Source organism: Candidatus Acetothermia bacterium, from assembly GCA_024653305.1.
GTDB lineage: Bacteria > Bipolaricaulota > Bipolaricaulia > Bipolaricaulales > Bipolaricaulaceae > JACIWI01.
The window spans coordinates 1-1,641 of sequence record JANLFW010000058.1 but is presented as its reverse complement, the minus strand read 5'-3'; the positions used below and the strand labels follow the sequence as shown (position 1 = coordinate 1,641).

Below are 1,641 nucleotides of genomic sequence, written 5' to 3'. Positions count from 1 at the left end.
CCCCCACCCCGGTTGGGGGAACACACGGCCGAGGTCCTCGGGCGTTTGGGCTAGCAGCCCGTGTGGGTACCAACCAACTCTGGACCTCACTTGCGACGTGGATCGAGGGTGACTGTCCGCGTCGGACGGCGCCGGGTGCCTGCGGCCGTCCCCCCTGCTACGGGGTCGCCCATCGCGGCTCCCACGGGACCCCAGCCCGCCACAGTTTGAGCAGGTTGTGCACCGCGCAGTCCAGCCTCCACAGCGCCCGCACCTTCGCAAGCCCTCGCAGGAGGAACTGCCGCAGCCCCCTGCCTTCCTTGATCTGCCCGAACACCGGCTCTACCGTCTGCTCCCGCATCCGGTACCGCTCTCGGTTCGCCGGTAGCCTGAGCGCGTAGCGCATCTTCTCCCTCAGCGACGCCTCCGGCGAGGGGCGTGGTGGGAGAGGGTTCGCCTCCCGCCACTGCCGGTGCCCCACCTTGTCCGGAGGGATCAATGCCTCGATCCCCCGCTGGGCCAAGAACCGGACGTTCTTCTCGCTCCAGTAGCCTGCGTCGGCCAGCACCTCTCCCGGTACGCGCCCCGTCGTCTTCTCCACCTGCTGGACCAGGGGGGCCATCTGCCTCACATCCCCCGCCTCGTTCGTCAGCTCACAGGCCACGACCATCTGGCTCTCCGTGTCCACCGCCGCTTGGGCGTTGTACCCCTGGATGAACGCCTCGTCGGCCGACACCATGATCCGTGACTCGGGATCGGTGAAGTTGCGCTGCGCCCGCGCCTTGGGCGTGGCCTGCTGGGAGTCCTTGCGCGGTCGGTACGCCTTCCCTTGACCCTCCGCCCGGCACCGACGCTCCTCCTGCTCGGCTCGCGCACGCTCTTGCGCTTCCTCCTCCAGGGCGCGCTTGGCCTCTTGGATCGCCTGGAGCCGCCTCTGGGCTGTCCGGAGGTGGTGGGGCAACTCCTCGGAACCGCCTCTTCCGCGACGCTCGTCTTCCTCCTGATCGGTGGCCTCCGCCTCGTGGAAGTACCGCTCGATCTCCTGGCGCAGTCGCTCCTCTTCCTTGGCCATCCGTCCGTAGCTCATCGCGGCGTGCTTGGAGGCGTGGGCCTTGACCTTCGTCCCGTCGATCGCCACCTGCCCCAGCTTCACCAGCCCCGCCCGCATCGCAAGGTGGACCGTCTGTACGAACAGATCCCCCAGGGCCTGGAGGTGCCGCCGCCGGAACTCCGACAGCGTCCAGTGGTCCGGCTGCTGGTTGCCCGAAAGCATCCGGAACCCCACGTCCTCCCACAGTGCCCGTTCCAGCTTCCGGGAGGAGCGGATCCCCTGGGCAAACCCGTACAGCCACACCTTGACCATCATCCGCGGGTGGTACGGGGGCTGACCGCCATCTTCCGTGTACGAAGCGTAGATCGCCCCCAGGTCGAGCTCGTCCACTACCTGATCGATGAAGTGCGCCAGATGCCCGGGAGGCAGCCAGTCCCTGGGCGATGGTGGCAACAGGTACCCCTGCTCGGGCTCGTACAACTTGAACCTCTTCATCGCTCCCCCCCTCAACTCTCCCTAAGGTGTTGGCTCAGGGTAGCGGGTTCTCACACGGGCTGCTAGGGACCCGTATAGCCCCACCGCGAGCACATCGTCGCCCCGGGAGGCGCGTG

1 protein-coding gene is annotated in these 1,641 nt (G+C 67.9%); it reads right to left on the bottom strand.

All coding sequences use genetic code 11. From position 1 onward, the window contains the following. Window positions 1–157: 157 nt before the first annotated feature. A complete protein-coding gene (locus NUV94_08190; GenBank protein MCR4392714.1) occupies window positions 158–1,525 on the bottom strand; it encodes an IS1182 family transposase in 1,368 nt (455 codons plus the stop codon). Window positions 1,526–1,641: the final 116 nt, after the last annotated feature.